The 17,222-nt window shown below is 37.9% G+C and carries 14 protein-coding genes; 9 read left to right on the plus strand and 5 right to left on the minus strand.

Annotated features, from left to right (window positions below):
* Together EAL49_RS06170 and EAL49_RS06175 are read left to right on the plus strand one after the other, a co-directional pair.
* Positions 1 to 2,926: putative barnase/colicin E5 family endoribonuclease (locus EAL49_RS06170; RefSeq protein WP_423750155.1), on the plus strand; the 2,926-nt coding region annotated here is incomplete at its 5' end.
* Positions 2,923 to 3,780, plus strand: coding sequence for an ATP synthase subunit B family protein (locus tag EAL49_RS06175; protein ID WP_120829514.1), 858 nt, complete (start codon positions 2,923 to 2,925; stop codon positions 3,778 to 3,780). The genes EAL49_RS06170 and EAL49_RS06175, both read left to right, overlap by 4 nt.
* Positions 3,781 to 4,151: 371 nt before the next feature.
* On the opposite strand, the gene EAL49_RS06185 is transcribed toward EAL49_RS06175, so the two are convergent.
* From EAL49_RS06185 to EAL49_RS06200, 3 genes are all read right to left on the minus strand, one after another.
* Complete coding sequence (locus EAL49_RS06185) at positions 4,152 to 5,288, minus strand: potassium channel family protein (protein ID WP_000461980.1); 1,137 nt, start codon at positions 5,286 to 5,288, stop codon at positions 4,152 to 4,154.
* A 186-nt stretch (positions 5,289 to 5,474) separates the two neighbouring features.
* Entirely contained in the window at positions 5,475 to 5,663 is a 189-nt protein-coding gene (gene rpmB, locus EAL49_RS06195) for a 50S ribosomal protein L28 (RefSeq protein ID WP_001118998.1), read from the minus strand.
* Positions 5,664 to 5,762: 99 nt separating this feature from the next.
* Positions 5,763 to 6,605 (minus strand): HpaA family protein, encoded by an 843-nt coding sequence (locus tag EAL49_RS06200; protein ID WP_120829515.1) that lies wholly within the window; start codon positions 6,603 to 6,605, stop codon positions 5,763 to 5,765.
* 140 nt (positions 6,606 to 6,745) lie between these two features.
* Between EAL49_RS06200 and mraY the strand changes: the two genes are divergently transcribed.
* Positions 6,746 to 7,807, plus strand: coding sequence for a phospho-N-acetylmuramoyl-pentapeptide-transferase (gene mraY / locus EAL49_RS06205; RefSeq protein ID WP_120829516.1), 1,062 nt, complete (start codon positions 6,746 to 6,748; stop codon positions 7,805 to 7,807).
* Position 7,808: 1 nt separating this feature from the next.
* On the plus strand, positions 7,809 to 9,077 hold the full coding sequence (murD, locus tag EAL49_RS06210) for a UDP-N-acetylmuramoyl-L-alanine--D-glutamate ligase (RefSeq protein WP_120829517.1): 1,269 nt from the start codon (positions 7,809 to 7,811) through the stop codon (positions 9,075 to 9,077).
* Here murD and EAL49_RS06215 read toward each other — a convergent pair.
* Positions 9,074 to 9,334 (minus strand): HP0495 family protein, encoded by a 261-nt coding sequence (locus EAL49_RS06215; RefSeq protein WP_120829518.1) that lies wholly within the window; start codon positions 9,332 to 9,334, stop codon positions 9,074 to 9,076. The two genes, murD and EAL49_RS06215, sit on opposite strands and share 4 nt — an antisense overlap.
* A complete protein-coding gene (gene ybgC, locus EAL49_RS06220; RefSeq protein ID WP_001203800.1) occupies positions 9,324 to 9,725 on the minus strand; it encodes an acyl-CoA thioesterase YbgC in 402 nt (133 codons plus the stop codon). The genes EAL49_RS06215 and ybgC overlap by 11 nt, the downstream gene beginning before the upstream one ends.
* A gap of 230 nt (positions 9,726 to 9,955) precedes the next feature.
* Here ybgC and EAL49_RS06225 point away from each other — a divergent pair, with 230 nt between their 5' ends.
* Genes EAL49_RS06225 through gyrB form a run of 5 tightly spaced genes read left to right on the plus strand, consistent with a single transcriptional unit; the run spans position 9,956 to position 17,220 of the window.
* Positions 9,956 to 11,284 carry a sodium-dependent transporter gene (locus tag EAL49_RS06225; RefSeq protein ID WP_120829519.1) on the plus strand — a complete coding sequence of 443 codons (1,329 nt, stop codon included), beginning with the start codon at positions 9,956 to 9,958 and terminating at the stop codon, positions 11,282 to 11,284.
* Positions 11,285 to 11,294: 10 nt separating this feature from the next.
* Entirely contained in the window at positions 11,295 to 12,623 is a 1,329-nt protein-coding gene (locus tag EAL49_RS06230; RefSeq protein ID WP_120829520.1) for a sodium-dependent transporter, read from the plus strand.
* Positions 12,624 to 12,637: 14 nt separating this feature from the next.
* Positions 12,638 to 13,705 (plus strand): phospholipase A, encoded by a 1,068-nt coding sequence (locus tag EAL49_RS06235; RefSeq protein WP_120829521.1) that lies wholly within the window; start codon positions 12,638 to 12,640, stop codon positions 13,703 to 13,705.
* A 56-nt stretch (positions 13,706 to 13,761) separates the two neighbouring features.
* On the plus strand, positions 13,762 to 14,886 hold the full coding sequence (gene dnaN / locus EAL49_RS06240; protein WP_120829522.1) for a DNA polymerase III subunit beta: 1,125 nt from the start codon (positions 13,762 to 13,764) through the stop codon (positions 14,884 to 14,886).
* A 12-nt stretch (positions 14,887 to 14,898) separates the two neighbouring features.
* Entirely contained in the window at positions 14,899 to 17,220 is a 2,322-nt protein-coding gene (gene gyrB / locus EAL49_RS06245; protein WP_120829523.1) for a DNA topoisomerase (ATP-hydrolyzing) subunit B, read from the plus strand.
* The last annotated feature ends 2 nt before the right edge of the window (positions 17,221 to 17,222 follow it).

The following is a 17,222-nucleotide window of genomic DNA, read 5'->3' on the forward strand; positions in this document are numbered from 1 at the left end:
ATACTATAACATAGACTTGAAACCGGACGAGTTGTTAGTTAGAGTGCCACACAACCGACTAAACAACACCGAGATCAACAATTTAGCGGCTTCAAGCAATCAAGGACGCTTTAATAGCGAGAGCGATCATGCGATAGCGGTTTTAAGCCACTATGAAGCGAAATTGAAAGAATTAAACCAAAAATTAGACGCTGATAGCATTTATTCACTTAAAAACATCGTTGCTAAAAACCTTAATTTTGATAAGGCTACTCATCCTAATGTAGGCGATAGTAATTTAGCGTTGCTTATGTTTAACATGCCAAGGACTAAAACGCAAGGGATAGAATTACTTAACCGCTGGCAGAAAGAATTTTCTAACGACATTAAAAGCTATGAAAAAGTCAAAAAAATGTTTGTAGATAACGCCGGAAGCTTTCATAATTTAATCCACGATATGAATTTCCCTAAGGTAAGCCTGAACGCTTATTTAAGCGATATTATGGATCGCAGTTTTGCCAATTTAAAGAATTATCAAACAACAAGCGAAAGCCTGAAAGATTTGAGCGAGAAATTTTATAAAACGAGTTCTTTAGAGATGTTTGAAAAGAGCGATCAAGCGACTAGTGATATCAGCGAGATTTTAGGAGGAGCGATCGCACGATTTGCGAGGTTTGATGATCCGAGCAAAGCGTTATTTGAAGCCTTAAGAAGCGATAACATTAAAAAAGGCTTGAAAGAATTTAAGATCGCAGATGTTACGAAGGATATGTTTAACCCTGATAGTAAAGAGTTTAAGGATATTGATATTTACGATTTTGCGCATTACCTTTTAATGGCCAATAGAGATCCGAACGAAAATAACCATACCTTAAAACGCTTGATAGAAGCCGTCAAGGACATGCAAAAAGAGAGCGAGAAAGGGAGTAAAAAACCAAAACTTGAAACGCAATGGGGACCTAATTATAGCGAGTTTAAAAATGATGGATTAGGAGCGATTAACAAGCTTTTAGAAACTAAAAAAGGTTTTGTAGCAGGAGCGTTTTATAAAGAAGGTTTAGGGTATATTGATTTAGTTTGGGGAACGCCAAAGACTAAAGAGAGCAACGGTTATGGATTAGCGCACATCTTAGAAAAGAGAGAAAAACAATACACAAGATTAGGATTAAACACAGAGAAAATTAAAGAAAGAACCGATGAGCTATTAAAATCTATCCCTGAAGTCATTGAGAACGGAACATTATTAAAAGACGATTTAGGGCGCGTTCGCGTGGAATTAAATAACATAAGAGTGTGGCTAAAAAACACATGGGATAATAACAACCTAAATAATCATTTTGTGGTTACTAGCTACGAGAGGGATGGAAAAGTATTAAGGGAGTTAGAAACCAAACCGCCACTTTCTAACGATTATAAAGACAATAGCAACTATAGTGCCTTAAACCTTAATGAAAACAATCCTACTAAAGAAAGCTTAGCGAGTCAAGAACCGCCCTTATCTATATTAGAAAAAAGCCAACTAGAGAAGAAAAAGAAACTAGAAAGCGAAAGATTAGCTAAAGCAGAAAAAGAACGCGCCCAAAAGATTAAAGATAAAGAAGAAGCCGAATTGAGAGATAAAATCAGAGCGCAAAAAAACGCCACGCTAGGTAAAAGCGAATTAGACAGAGAAATCGCCAAAAGTGAAAACATACCTTATAAAGAGCCAGAAAACGCCCCTAAAACGAGCGTTAGCTTAAACGATGATGAAATACACCCCTTAAAGTTTGTAATCGTCAATAAGACCGATTTAAAGCCCAATTTCAAAAACACAGGTACGCAAACACGCACCTCAGTGGATAGCAAGAAAGTAGAAGAGATAGCCAAGCGCTTTGATCCTAAATTGATTATAGGACGCGGGGGTTTTGATGATTTGCCCATTATCTTAAGAGACGGGCAAGTGATCGCAGGAAACCACCGCATCCAAGGCATGCTAAACTTTAACGCAGAAAGCCGAAAAAAATACGAACAAGCGATTAAGGAAAATTTCAACATTGAATTGAAGCCTGATGAACTTTTAGTTAGAATGCCAGAGCAGGAATTAAACGATAAAGAAATTTTCAAGTTAGCGAGCAAATCTAACGAAAACCGAGCGAACAGCTTTAGCGATACGCTTTTAAGCGCGATGAGCAGCTATAACGACAAATTGAAGCATTTAGCGCCTAAATTTGAAAGCGACAGCGTGGAGAATTTAGCTAATCAGGTTGCAAGAGTGTTAGAAAGAGACGCTAAAATCCCAAGTCATAACCAAGTAGAAAACGCTAACCTAGCCCTTTTAAGCCATTACGCCAGAAACACCCCTAATAATAGCTTTTTAGAAGTGTTTGATAACGCTTATAAAAATCTAGACAGAGATCAGTTTAAAGCGTTTAAGGAAATGTTTTCCTATAACAGCGCGAATTTTCACAATCTCAATAACGACACCACGATTAAAAATTTCACGATTTCACCTTATCTAACCGATGCGCTAGACACTACCGCTAAAATGCTTGAAAGCGGTAACAGAGCCGATAATTTCAGCAAGTTAGCGCATGATATTGACTACTTAGTCAATAGCACAGATGAAAACGGCATGAATGCTTTCATTAAAGAAAACAAGGACGCTTACCACAGCGTGATAAGCGAATTATTAGGGAGTTCTTTTGCACGCTTTTTGCGCCTTGAAAACCCTAGCGCGCAGTTTTATGAGTTTTTAGTAAAAGCTAAAGACCGAATGATAGAAAACGCAGCCGATATTTTTTCAGGAACGAGCAAGCCTATTCATCAAATCAATATATTTGATTTCATTAAATACGGCATTGAAAGCGGCAAAAGCAGCAAGGAGAGCAGGGAATTACTGGATCTATTGCCAGAGTTAGAAAAAAAGTTTAACGCTCATGAGAAGTTTTTAAAAGGAGATAAAAAATGAATTACCCTAATCTACCTAATAGCACTTTAGAGATTACCGAGCAACCACAGGTCAAAGAAATCACTAACGAGCTTTTAAAGCAACTACAAAACGCCTTACATAGCAACGCGCTTTTTACGGATCAAGTGGAACTAAGCCTTAAAGGCATCGTTAGGATTTTAGAAGTGCTTTTGAGTTTGGATTTTTTCAAGAACGCGAATGAGATCGATAGTAGTTTAAGAAATTCTATTGAATGGCTATCTAACGCCGGCGAGAGCTTGAAATCAAAAATGAAAGAATACGAGCGCTTTTTTAACGAGTTCAATACGAGCATGCGATCTAACGAGCAAGAAGTAACCAACATCTTAAACGCTAACGCTGAAAACATCAAAAACGAGATTAAAAAGCTAGAAAATCAAATGATAGAAATCACGACAAGGCTTTTAACGAGCTATCAAATCTTTTTAAACCAAGCCAGAGATAACGCTAATCATCAAATCACAGAAAACAAGACCCAAAGCCTTGAAGCGATTACGCAAGCTAAAACAAGCGCTAACAACGAAATCAACACCAATAAAACACAAGCGCTAAACAACATTAACGAAGCGAAAGAAAGCGCTACAACGCAAATTAACGCTGACAAACAAGAAGCTTTAAACAACATCACGCAAGAAAAAAACCAAGCCACAAGCGAGATTACTGAAGCGAAAAAAACCGCATTTAACGAACTTTTAGAAACCTTAAAGCCGAAGTTTAGCGGCTTATTCATAGGAGCTTATTATATACGCAATGTTATTTATATCCAAGGCGGATGGGAGCAGAAAATCAAAGACTTGAGCGACTATGCGCTAGATAAAAGCAAGAAAGGAGAGTAAAATTTTAGATTGGGAGATTAATGAAGATTTATTTTGCACGAAATTTAGGGTAACGCTTCAAAAATGCAATGATTTTAGGAAACAAATCACAGAACAAATTAAAACATGGTTTAAAAAAGTTTAAAAATCCTCTCAACAAAGAGGGATTTAAAAGGGTTGTAACATTAACTCTCATTGAGCGTATGGGTGTGAGAAAAATAAGCCTCAAATCCGTTTAAATCTTGGATCTGTTCTCATCAAACATGAATGGCTAAAATTTTTTGACTAACGCCAAGCTCTTTGCTATTGATTGTAAAAAATGTTTTTAGTATTTTAGATTTTATTATCCGTATTTGATGAGAACTAAGCCTTTTTAAAAAGGGCTGTATCAATCACAATGAAATGTAATCCACTTCTTTGGGTCTTTGATGGTTAGCGATGAGTTGCTTGCAGGTCGCAACGCCTTCTGAAGTGCCAACCATTAATAGCTTGGATTCGCTTGCAATGATCGTTTCTCCATCGGGCATAGGGATGTATTTGCCATCTTTTTGAGTGATACCAATCACAAACGCTTTAGCGATCTCTCTAAAATGGGCTTCTTTTAATTTCCTTAACACAAGCCAGCTGGTTTTAGGGACAATCACTTCCTCTAAGTCTAAAAGCGTGTCTTTTTTATTGATAAAGCGCTCTAAGATATTTTCCATATCCGGACGCACCGCCATGGCACTCACTCTCTGCGCCATGAGCTTTGTAGGGGAAACCACCATATCAGCCCCTAATTTTTTTAATTTTTCTAAGCCTTCATCGCTATGCGCGCTCGCAATGATGTAGTAAGGTTTGCGCTTTAATTCCTTTTCAAACAAGCGCACGCTCACCATTAACGCCACATTCACCGGTAAAATCTTAGACAAAGCCACAACACCCCTAGCGCTGCTTAAGTGGGTTTTTAGCATGGCTAAATTGGTGTGCGGATCGCCTATGATGTAGTAGGGGTATTTGTGTTTAATGGCTTCTTCTTCAAAACTAGGGTCATTATCCACGACCACAAAAGGGATTTGAGCGGAGCGGAACTGCTTGCTCAATTCAATGGTGTATTCGTTGTGGTAACAAATCACATAATGATCCTTAAGGCGCGCGATTTTATAAATCATACCTTTCTCCTTAATCAATCTGGTAAGCGTGCCTTTATTGACCACGCTAACTAAAATAGCCACGCTAAAGGCAATGATTCCTGCCCCAAAAAACATTAAAATGGAAGTTAAAAAAATACTTATAGGCCCAAACTGGCTTTCATTTAAAGCGCCAAACCCTGTAGCTGTCATGGTGTAAGTCGTTTGAAAGAAAGCTTGCATAAGGCTATAATTTTCTAGGGCGAAGTATCCCAGAGTGCCTAAAAGCACAAGCAGTTGGATTAAAATAAGCGGAAGTCTAAAGACCTTAAATTGCTCATAGATTTCAGAATTTAAATTGACTTCTGGCTGGATTTCATCGTCTTTTTTGATTTTAAAAAATTTCAACTTTTCAAACAAAACCAATTCCTAGATCAAAATAAATTCTTTTGAAAGCGTTTACCTCTAAATTTAATCAAAACGCTAACCTAATTTAGGCTGTGTTTTAATCTCAAAAAGAAGTTTAGATCTCAAGGGGAGTTTTAAAAAGGTTATCAAAAACACCAAAACCACCCCTACAATCAAAATGGATAGAAATTCTAAAAACTAAGCCCCTTTACGCATGGTTCTTAAAGTGGAAGCAGCCACTTTAATGCGTTTAGTCGTGCCGTCGTCTAATTGGATCTTAATCGATCGCAAGTTAGGGAGTAAGCGACGCTTATTTTTGTTGTTCGCATGACTGACATGATTGCCTATCATAGGCCCTTTAAAAGTTAAAGCGCATCTTTTTGCCATTGTGTATCCTTAATTATTGAAATAAACTTTGCATTATACTTAAAATAGCCTTTAAAAAGACTGATTTTAAGGCTAATTTTTAAATGGTTCGTTTAAGAACTACTTTTTTTGAGGCATAGAACTTTTAAAGCCTTTCATTCTGTCAATAGTATCTCGGTATTTGGCAATATTTTCTTCTGTAAGTTCTGTTACAGCTTTTTTCATGACAACGGCATACATTCTGTTTAAAATCTTATGCGTCGCGTCTTCTTTATTTTTTTCTAAATCTTCATGGATAATGTTGTTTGAAGAATTAAGCCCTCCAGAATTGCTATGCTTGTAAGTATAGGTCATTGCCTGAAAAGTTCCCACTTCCACAGCAAAATCATGGACTACACGATTGCTTTCTGGCTCATAAAAATTAAACCACACAGAGCCTGAGCTTTGATCCACTAGCGTGTCTAAATTAGGATTATTGGGATCTTTTAAATTCATTTTCAAATCTTCTAAGATTCCTACCCACCCTTTCAAATCCAAAACGGAAAAAAGCTTTCTCTTATCTTGCGCGCTTAAAGCCTTTTCATCTTGAAAACGCAACACTTGATAGCCTCTTTTTTCAAAAATAGTTTGGATTTGATTGACTAAAGCGTCTTGAAACTTGTCAATATAGGGTTTTAGATTATCGCTCACTTGAATGTGTGGCGCTAAAATACCTACAACATGATGGTTTTGTGGGGCTTGAACGATATGTATCGGATAATTAAAATCTAGCGGCGTAACATATTCAGAGCTTGTTTTCATTCTTTCATGAGTTTGAACTGGTTGTTGTTTTTTGGTGCCATTTGGTGTTTTTGTTTCAGCGCTTGGATTCACCGTGCAACCGATCAACACGCTTGAAAGCCCTAAAGCAACCAACATTTTAGAATAAACTCTAACTTTTTTAAAAATAAGCGAACGCTCCATAAAAGACTCCTAAAAATTAAATTGGATTTCTATCATACCTTATTCATGCTATTTTTAAGTAAACCAATTGGCGCTACTTTGCGCTACAATTTTCTTTTTTTCTAAATTTCAAGCATGGCGATTTTACCACAAGGGATTTTATGCTCTATTCTTTATTATATGGCTATTTTAATATCAATCTTTTCCAGTATTTGACTTTTAGAGCAGGGTTAGGGTTTTTCATAGCTTTTTTCCTCACGCTTTTTTTAATGCCTAAATTCATTCTATGGGCCAAGGCTAAAAAGGCTAACCAGCCCATTTCTAGCTTCGTGCCAAGCCACCAGAATAAAAAGGATACCCCTACAATGGGGGGGATTGTGTTTGTTTTTGCAACCATTGTTGCGAGCGTGTTGTGTGCGTCTTTGGGCAATCTTTATGTGTTGTTGGGGATAATCGTGTTAGTGGGTTTTAGTTTTGTGGGTTTTAGAGACGATTACACTAAAATCAACCAGCAAAATAACGCCGGGATGAGCGCGAAAATGAAATTTGGCATGCTTTTTATCCTTTCGCTTATGGTGTCTGTTTTATTGAGCCTTAAAGGGTTAGACACTTTTTTATACGCGCCGTTTTTGAAAAACCCCTTGTTTGAAATGCCCACGATGTTAGCGGTTGGTTTTTGGGTGTTGGTTTTTTTATCCACGAGCAATGCGGTGAATTTAACCGACGGCTTAGACGGATTAGCGAGCGTGCCTAGTATTTTCACCCTCTTAAGCCTTTCTGTCTTTGTGTATGTGGCAGGGAATGCGGAATTTTCTAAATACTTGCTTTATCCTAAAGTCATAGATGTGGGGGAATTGTTTGTGATTTCGCTAGCGTTAGTGGGATCGCTCTTTGGCTTTTTGTGGTATAACTGCAACCCAGCAAGCGTGTTTATGGGCGATAGCGGGAGTTTGGCAATAGGAGGGTTTATCGCTTATAACGCTATTGTTTCGCATAATGAAATCTTACTCGTTTTAATGGGATCTATTTTTGTAATAGAAACTCTGTCTGTGATCTTGCAAGTAGGGAGTTATAAAACCCGTAAAAAACGCCTTTTTTTAATGGCACCCATCCATCATCATTTTGAGCAAAAGGGCTGGGCAGAAAATAAGGTGATCGTGCGTTTTTGGATCATTTCCATGCTGAGTAATTTAGTCGCTCTTTTAAGCTTGAAGGTGCGTTAAAATGAAAATCTCTTTATTGGGGCATGGCAAAACCACTCTAGCCCTGGGGCGTTTTTTTAAAAAAAACCCTAACGAAGTCAAATTTTTTGACGATCAATTCACTGCATTTTTTAAGGATAGCGAGGGTTTTCTTTGTTATCCCAGTAAGGATTTTAACCCTAATAATTCCCAACTAGAGATAGTCAGCCCGGGCATTAGTTTCACGCACCCTTTAGTCATAAAAGCCAAGCATTTAATGAGCGAATACGATTATATTGATAGCTTGTTTGATCATTCCTTCACGCCTACGATGATAAGCATTAGCGGCACTAATGGTAAAACCACCACGACAGAAATGCTCACCACGCTTTTAGAAGATTTTAAGGCTGTGAGTGGGGGGAATATCGGCACGCCCTTGATTGAATTGTTTGAAAAACGATCGCCCTTGTGGGTGTTAGAAACAAGCTCTTTTTCTTTGCATTACACTAACAAGGCTTACCCTTTAATCTACTTGCTCATCAATGTGGAAGCCGATCATTTGACTTGGCATTGCAATTTTGAAAATTATTTGGACGCTAAACTCAAGGTTTTATCGTTGATGCCTAAAACTTCGCTCGCTATCCTCCCTTTAAAATTCAAAGAACACCCCATTATTCAAAACTCGCAAGCGCAAAAAATCTTTTTTGACAAAAGCGAAGAGGTTTTAGAGCGTTTAGAAATCCCTTCCAACGCTCTTTTTTTTAAGGGAGCGTTTTTATTAGACGCTGCTTTAGCCCTTTTAGTTTATGAGCAATTTTTAAAAATAAAGAATTTAAAATGGCAAGACTACAAAGAAAACGCCCTTAAAAGACTGAACGCTTTTAAAATCGGCTCGCACAAAATGGAAGAATTTAGGGATAAAGAAGGGCGTTTGTGGGTAGATGACAGCAAGGCCACGAATATTGATGCCACCTTACAAGCCCTAAAAACCTTTAAGAACCAAAAAATCCATTTGATTGTAGGGGGCGATATTAAAGGAGTCAATTTAACCCCCCTTTTTGAAGAATTTAAAAACCATGAAGTAAGCCTTTATGCCATAGGATCAAGCGCTTTTATCATCCAAGCCTTAGCGTTAGAATTTAATGTTTCTTGTCAGGTTTGTTTGGAGTTAGAAAGAGCGGTTCAAGAAATTAAAAGCGTTTTATTACAAAATGAAGTCGCTTTGCTTTCACCCAGCGCAGCCAGTTTGGATCAATTTTCTTCGTATAAAGAAAGGGGTGAAAAATTTAAAGCGTTTGTTTTAAAGGATTAAAGCGCATGCGCCACAACATCTAATTGTGAAATTTTTTGAAAAATCTCGTTCCGTTCTGCTTCGTTTGAAACTTCCATAGAAACATTAAAGCTGTAAAATTTAGCGTTTTTAGAAGTGTTTTTTAATTCCAATGTATAGGGGCGTTGGTAGGTTTCTAAAAGCTCTTTTAGCACGCTTGTATCTTTAGTGGTCATAATCACCCTATAATCCCAAAGGCAAGGGTAAATAATGGTGGGTTTTTCTGAATCAGACGGCACTAAGAAGCTCCTTAAATAATTTAGGAATGGCAATAGGGCTGTATGTAGAGCGGTTGACAAAGCCAAACTTGATTTCTGAAGCAAAGACTTTAAAAGGCTTCATAGGCTCTAAAGAAGCGTTTTGGATGCAATAAATTTCTTGAAAAAGCACCACAAAAACCTTTCTTAATTCTTTAATTTGCGTTCTTATTTCTAAGACCTGGCCAAGGCTTGCGGGGGTGAAAAAATCCGCTTTGATAGAGCGGATGACAAACACGCCTTCTTCATTTTCTGGCAAGACATTTTGTTTAAAAAAAAACTCGCTCCTAGCCCTTTCGCAATATTTCAAATAATTCGCATGATAGACCACGCCTTCAGAGTCGGTATCTTCGTAATATACCCTACAGCGCATTAATTCCCCTTACTTAAATAATGAAATTTTCTTAAAATTATACAATATGTAACTTAACTATAGTATAATCTAGGGGCGTTGCTCTATATTTTTTAGGTATTTTTAAAGTGGGTTTTTTCTTAAATCTTAAGATCTTTAAAGATTTTAAAAAACTGATACAGCAATAGTTGGACGATTAAGGACATCGCTCTTTAATTTTAATCATTGACAAGGAGTTTGGTAGTTAAGATATGGGTAATCATTTTTCTAAATTAGGATTTGTTTTAGCCGCATTAGGGAGCGCGATAGGTTTAGGGCATATCTGGCGTTTCCCCTATATGACTGGGGTGAGTGGTGGGGGTGCTTTTGTCTTATTGTTTCTATTTTTATCTTTAAGCGTTGGTGCGGCGATGTTTATCGCTGAAATGCTATTAGGACAAAGCACGCAAAAAAATGTAATAGAAGCTTTTAAAGAACTTGACCTTAACCCTAAAAAACGCTGGAAATACGCAGGGCTTTTACTTATTTCTGGGCCTTTAATACTGACTTTTTACGGCACGATTTTAGGCTGGGTGATTTATTATTTGGTGAGTGTTAGTTTTAATTTGCCTAACAATATCCAAGAATCTGAACAAATTTTTACTCAAACTTTGCAGTCTATAGGGTTACAATCCATTGGGCTTTTTAGCGTTTTATTCATAACCGGATGGATTGTTTCTAGAGGGATTAAAGAAGGGATTGAAAAACTCAATCTAGTCTTAATGCCCTTGCTCTTTGCCACTTTTTTTGGTTTGCTTTTCTATGCGATGAGCATGGATTCTTTTTCTAAAGCTTTCCATTTCATGTTTGATTTCAAGCCAAAAGATTTGACTTCTCAAGTGTTCACTTATTCCTTGGGGCAGGTTTTCTTTTCTTTAAGCATCGGTTTAGGGATCAATATCACTTATGCTGCGGTTACGGATAAAACGCAGAATTTGCTTAAAAGCACCATTTGGGTGGTTTTATCAGGGATTTTAATTTCTCTTGTGGCAGGGCTTATGATTTTTACTTTTGTGTTTGAATATGGGGCGAATGTCTCACAAGGCACAGGGTTAATTTTCACTTCTTTACCGGTGGTTTTTGGCCAAATGGGAGCGATAGGCGTTCTTGTTTCAATTCTTTTCTTGCTCGCGCTCGCTTTTGCTGGCATCACTTCTACGGTGGCTTTATTAGAGCCAAGCGTGATGTATCTTACCGAAAAGTATCAATACTCTCGTTTTAAGGTTACTTGGGGTCTTGTAGCGCTAATTTTTGTGGTAGGCGTGGTGTTGATTTTCTCGCTCCATAAGGATTATAAAGACTATCTCACTTTCTTTGAAAAAAGTCTTTTTGATTGGTTGGATTTTGCCTCAAGCACCATTATCATGCCTTTAGGCGGGATGGCAACCTTTATTTTTATGGGTTGGGTTTTGAAAAAAGAAAAATTGCGTCTTTTGAGCACGCACTTTTTAGGCCCTAAATTGTTTGCAACTTGGTATTTCTTGCTTAAATACATCACCCCTTTAATTGTGTTTTCTATTTGGTTGAGCAAGATTTATTAAAATATTTGGCATGGGAAAATTTTCTAAGTTAGGCTTTATTTTAGCCACTTTGGGTAGCTCTATCGGTTTAGGGCATATTTGGCGCTTTCCTTATATGGTAGGCCATAATGGGGGGAGCGCGTTTGTGCTTTTATATCTGGTGCTAACCTTGAGTTTAGGCATTGCTATGCTTTTAGTGGAAATGCTGATTGGGAATTTGGGTAAAAAAGATGTTGTTTCTAATTATCAAATCTTAGATCCTAAAAGGAAAAAATATTACCCTTTCACTTCTTTTTTTATTTTAGGCGGCCCTCTCATTTTATCCTTTTATGCGGTGGTGTTAGGCTGGGTGCTTTACTATCTTTTTGTGGTAACTTTTGATTTGCCTAAAGATTTAGAGCAAGCCAAAATGCAATTTAGCATGCTCCAAAATGGCAGTTTAATCTGGCCTGTTATTGGCTTTAGTGCATGCTTGTTGCCGACAATATGGTTTGTTTCTAGGGGGATTGAAGAGGGGATTGAAAAATTAAATGTAGTGCTGATGCCCTTATTGTTTGTGATTTTCATAGGGCTTTTAATCTATGCGATGACTTTAGAAAGCATGCCTAAAGCTTTGCGCTTTTTGTTTAATTTTGAGATTCAAAAGATTGATTTTAAGGTTGTTATGGACGCTTTGGGGCAGATGTTCTTTTCTTTGAGTTTGGGGGTAGGCACGATTATTACTTATTCAGCTTTTACGCCCAAAAAAGAAAATCTGTTCAAAAGCTCTTTATTTATTGTCTTGCCCGGTATTTTAATCTCTTTGATTGCTGGGGTGATGATTTTCACCTTTGTGTTTGAATACCATGCAGATGTGTCTCAAGGGCCAGGGCTTGTTTTTATTTCCTTGCCTTTGACTTTCGCTAAAATGGGGATAAGCGGGCAGATTGTCTCGCTCTTTTTCTTTATGGCGCTTGTTTTTGCCGGGATCACTTCTACGGTTTCTTTGATAGAGCCTTTAGCGCTTTATCTAATCAATCGTTTTAATTTTTCACGCCTTAAAGCGTCGCTATGGATAGGGATTGTTGTGTATGTTTTAGGCGTTTTAGTTATTCTTTCTATGAATGAACGATACGCTAAGTTTTTAAGCCTCGCTCATAAGAGCGTGTTCGGATGGCTGGATTTCATCACTTCTTCATTTTTAATGCCTTTGGGAGGCTTGTTTTCAGTCTTGTTTATAGGATGGATTTTAAATAAAAAGCGTTCTTTTTTAGCCACAAAGCATTTTTTTAATGCAAACGCTTTCAAAGCGTGGCATTTTAGCGTTCGTTTTATCGCGCCTGTAGTGATTTTAGCGATTTTCATCTTGCAATTTAAGTGAAATAAGGATGCTTGATGAAAAGCATTTGGCTCTTTATGATTTTTGTAGTTTGTCAGTTAGAAGGCAAAAAATTTTCACAAGATAATTTTAAGATAGATTATAACTACTATTTGCGCAAACAGGATTTGCACATTATTAAAACGCAAAACGATTTGTCCAATGCCTGGTATCTCCCTCCACAAAAAGCCCCAAAAGAACATTCTTGGGTGGATTTTGCTAAAAAATATTTAAACATGATGGATTATCTAGGCACTTATTTTCTGCCTTTTTATCATAGTTTCACCCCCATTTTTCAATGGTACCACCCCAATATCAACCCCTATCAACGCAATGAGTTTAAGTTCCAAATCAGTTTTAGAGTGCCTGTATTTAGGCATATTCTTTGGACTAAAGGCACGCTTTATTTGGCTTATACCCAAACTAACTGGTTTCAAATTTACAATGACCCCCAATCCGCTCCCATGCGAATGATCAATTTCATGCCTGAACTCATCTATGTTTATCCTATTAATTTTAAACCTTTTGGGGGTAAAATAGGGAATTTTTCTGAAATTTGGATAGGTTGGCAACACATTTCTAATGGCGTGGGAGGCGCGCAATGTTACCAGCCTTTTAATAAAGAAGGTAATCCTGAAAACCAATTCCCAGGAGGGCCTGTAATCGTTAAAGATTATAACGGGCAAAAAGATGTGCGCTGGGGGGGGTGTCGTTCGGTGAGCGCGGGGCAACGCCCTGTGTTTCGTTTGGTGTGGGAAAAGGGAGGCCTAAAAATCATGGTCGCTTATTGGCCCTATGTCCCTTATGATCAATCCAACCCTAATTTGATTGATTACATGGGGTATGGTAACGCTAAAATTGATTACAGGAGAGGGCGCCATCATTTTGAATTGCAACTTTATGATATTTTCACGCAATACTGGCGTTATGATCGCTGGCATGGAGCTTTCCGCTTAGGCTATACCTACCGCATTAACCCTTTTGTGGGGATTTATGCGCAGTGGTTTAACGGCTATGGCGATGGCTTGTATGAATACGATGTTTTTTCCAATCGTATAGGGGTAGGAATACGCTTGAACCCTTAAAAAAGCGTTCTTTTATGCTATAATTAAGACCAAAAATTCAAGGGGATTATTCAGCTATGAAAATCAGTGTTAGTAAAAACGATTTAGAAAATACTTTGCGCTACTTGCAAGCTTTTTTGGATAAAAAGGACGCTTCTTCTATCGCTTCACACATCCATTTAGAAGTCATTAAAGAAAAGCTTTTTTTAAAAGCCAGCGATTCAGATATTGGGCTAAAAAGCTATATTTTTACGCAATCTAGCGATAAAGAGGGTGTTGGCACGATCAATGGGAAAAAGTTTTTGGATATTATCTCATGTTTAAAAGACTCTAACATTATTTTAGAGACTAAAGATGACAGCTTGGTGATCAAACAAAATAAAAGCTCTTTCAAACTCCCCATGTTTGACGCTGATGAGTTCCCTGAATTCCCTGTTATTGAGCCAAAAGTGAGTTTAGAAGTCAATACCCCTTTTTTGGTAGATGCGTTTAAAAAGATCGCTCCTGTGATTGAGCAAACCAGCCATAAAAGGGAATTAGCCGGTATTTTAATGCAATTTGATCAAAAACATCAAACCCTTTCAGTAGTAGGCACGGATACCAAACGGCTCTCTTACACGCAGTTAGAAAAAGTCTCTATCCATTCCACTGAAGAAGACATCTCTTGTATTTTACCTAAAAGGGCTTTATTAGAAATCCTTAAGCTTTTTTATGAAAATTTCAGTTTTAAAAGCGATGGCATGTTAGCGGTGGTTGAAAACGAAACGCACACTTTTTTCACCAAGCTCATTGATGGGAATTACCCTGATTATCAAAAAATCCTCCCCAAAGAATACACTTCTTCTTTCACTTTAGGCAAGGAAGAATTTAAAGAGAGCATTAAGTTATGCAGTTCTTTAAGCTCCACCATTAAACTCACTTTAGAAAAAAACAACGCTTTGTTTGAATCTTTGGATTCTGAACATAGCGAAACGGCTAAAACCTCTGTTGAGATTGAAAAAGGTTTGGATATTGAAAAAGCCTTTCATTTGGGCGTGAACGCTAAATTTTTCCTTGAAGCCTTGAACGCTTTAGGGACAACGCAATTCGTTTTAAAATGCAATGAGCCTTCTTCGCCTTTTTTGATCCAAGAGTCTCTTGATGAAAAGCAAAGCCACTTGAGCGCTAAAATTTCCACTTTGATGATGCCAATCACATTATAAAGGCTTGATTGAATGCAAAATTACCAGAGCCATAGTATTAAGGTTTTAAAAGGCTTAGAGGGGGTTAGGAAACGCCCTGGAATGTATATTGGTGATACCAATGTGGGTGGGTTGCACCACATGGTGTATGAAGTCGTGGATAACGCTGTAGATGAGAGCATGGCGGGTTTTTGCGATACGATTAATATCACTTTGACTGGTGAGGGTTCATGCATTGTAGAAGATAACGGGCGAGGTATTCCTGTAGATATTCACCCCACGGAAAAAATCCCCGCTTGCACCGTGGTTTTAACGATTTTGCATGCGGGAGGCAAGTTTGATAATGATACTTATAAAGTTTCAGGCGGTTTGCATGGCGTGGGCGTTTCGGTTGTGAACGCTTTGAGCAAACGCTTGATTATGACCATTAAAAAAGAGGGTCAAATCTATCGCCAAGAGTTTGAAAAGGGTATCCCCATTAGCGAGCTTGAAATCATTGGCAAAACCAAAAGCGCTAAAGAAAGCGGCACAATTATTGAATTTTTCCCTGATGAAAGCGTGATGGAGGTCGTTGAATTTCAAGCGGGTATTTTGCAAAAACGCTTCAAAGAAATGGCGTATCTTAATGATGGCTTAAAAATTTCTTTTAAAGAAGAAAAAACCCAACTGCAAGAAACTTATTTCTATAAAGACGGCTTGAAACAATTCGTTAAAGACAGCGCTAAAAAAGAATTGCTCACCCCCATTGTTGCGTTTAAAAGCATGGACGAAGAAACGCGCACTTCTATAGAAGTCGCTTTAGCGTATGCTGATGATTACAATGAAAACACTTTAAGCTTTGTGAATAACATTAAAACTTCTGAGGGCGGCACGCATGAGGCGGGCTTTAAAATGGGCTTGTCTAAGGCGATCTTACAATATATTGACAATAATATTAAAACCAAAGAGTCGCGCCCCATCTCTGAAGACATTAAAGAGGGGTTGATCGCTGTTGTGAGCTTGAAAATGAGCGAGCCGTTATTTGAGGGGCAGACTAAATCCAAACTCGGCAGTTCGTATGCGCGCGCGTTGGTTTCAAAATTGGTCTATGATAAAATCCATCAGTTTTTAGAAGAAAACCCTAACGAAGCTAAAATCATTGCCAATAAAGCCCTACTAGCTGCAAAAGCCAGGGAAGCCAGCAAGAAAGCCAGAGAGCTTACCAGGAAAAAAGATAATTTGAGTGTCGGCACCTTGCCTGGAAAATTAGCCGATTGCCAGAGTAAAGACCCCTTAGAGAGTGAAATCTTTTTAGTGGAGGGCGATAGTGCTGGCGGGAGCGCTAAACAAGGGCGCGATAGGGTTTTTCAAGCGATCTTGCCCTTAAAAGGTAAGATTTTAAATGTGGAAAAAAGCCATTTGTCAAAGATCCTAAAATCAGAAGAAATTAAAAACATGATCACGGCTTTTGGGTGCGGCATTCAAGAGAGTTTTGATATAGAAAGATTGCGCTATCATAAAATCATTATCATGACCGACGCTGATGTGGATGGGAGCCATATCCAAACCTTGCTGATGACTTTTTTCTATCGTTATTTACGCCCGCTGATTGAGCAAGGGCATGTTTATATCGCTCAAGCCCCTCTTTATAAATACAAGAAAGGCAAGACAGAAATTTATCTTAAAGACAGCGTCGCTTTGGATCATTTTTTAATTGAACATGGCATCAATTCGGTGGATATTGAAGGGATTGGCAAGAACGATTTGATGAATTTGTTAAAAGTGGCGCGCCATTACCGCTACGCGCTTTTGGAATTAGAAAAACGCTACAACTTGCTAGAAATTTTACGCTTTCTCATTGAGACTAAGGACGCTTTAAGCCTTGATATGAAAGTTTTAGAAAAAAGCATTTTAGAAAAATTAGAGGGCTTGAATTATCAGATCTTACGCTCTTTTGCTACTGAAGAAAGCTTAAATTTGCATGCACAAACCCCTAAGGGCTTGGTGGAATTTAACCTAGATGACAACCTTTTTAAAGAAGTGTTGTTTGAAGAAGCGCATTACACTTACCAAAAGCTTATGGAGTATAATTTAGATTTCTTAGAAAATAAGGATATTTTGGCGTTTTTAGAAGAAGTGGAAAACCACGCTAAAAAGGGAGCGAATATCCAGCGCTATAAGGGGCTAGGCGAGATGAACCCTAATGATTTGTGGGAAACAACCATGCATAAAGAAAACCGCAGTTTAATCAAACTCAAAATTGAAGATTTGGAAAAAACCGATGCAGTCTTTTCGCTTTGCATGGGCGATGAAGTAGAGCCTAGAAGAGCCTTTATCCAAGTGCATGCTAAAGATGTGAAACAGCTAGATGTGTAAGG

It is taken from the genome of Helicobacter pylori (assembly GCF_003637665.1).
Classification (GTDB): Bacteria; Campylobacterota; Campylobacteria; order Campylobacterales; family Helicobacteraceae; genus Helicobacter; species Helicobacter pylori_CK.

What these genes read in the sequence shown, in the direction of transcription:
- EAL49_RS06175 (WP_120829514.1), top strand. Translation starts at nt 2,923, where the DNA reads ATGAATTACCCTAATCTACCTAATAGCACTTTAGAGATTACCGAGCAA.
- rpmB (WP_001118998.1), bottom strand. Translation starts at nt 5,663, where the DNA reads ATGGCAAAAAGATGCGCTTTAACTTTTAAAGGGCCTATGATAGGCAAT.
- EAL49_RS06200 (WP_120829515.1), bottom strand. Translation starts at nt 6,605, where the DNA reads ATGGAGCGTTCGCTTATTTTTAAAAAAGTTAGAGTTTATTCTAAAATG.
- mraY (WP_120829516.1), top strand. Translation starts at nt 6,746, where the DNA reads ATGCTCTATTCTTTATTATATGGCTATTTTAATATCAATCTTTTCCAG.
- murD (WP_120829517.1), top strand. Translation starts at nt 7,809, where the DNA reads ATGAAAATCTCTTTATTGGGGCATGGCAAAACCACTCTAGCCCTGGGG.
- ybgC (WP_001203800.1), bottom strand. Translation starts at nt 9,725, where the DNA reads ATGCGCTGTAGGGTATATTACGAAGATACCGACTCTGAAGGCGTGGTC.
- EAL49_RS06225 (WP_120829519.1), top strand. Translation starts at nt 9,956, where the DNA reads ATGGGTAATCATTTTTCTAAATTAGGATTTGTTTTAGCCGCATTAGGG.
- EAL49_RS06230 (WP_120829520.1), top strand. Translation starts at nt 11,295, where the DNA reads ATGGGAAAATTTTCTAAGTTAGGCTTTATTTTAGCCACTTTGGGTAGC.
- EAL49_RS06235 (WP_120829521.1), top strand. Translation starts at nt 12,638, where the DNA reads ATGAAAAGCATTTGGCTCTTTATGATTTTTGTAGTTTGTCAGTTAGAA.
- dnaN (WP_120829522.1), top strand. Translation starts at nt 13,762, where the DNA reads ATGAAAATCAGTGTTAGTAAAAACGATTTAGAAAATACTTTGCGCTAC.
- gyrB (WP_120829523.1), top strand. Translation starts at nt 14,899, where the DNA reads ATGCAAAATTACCAGAGCCATAGTATTAAGGTTTTAAAAGGCTTAGAG.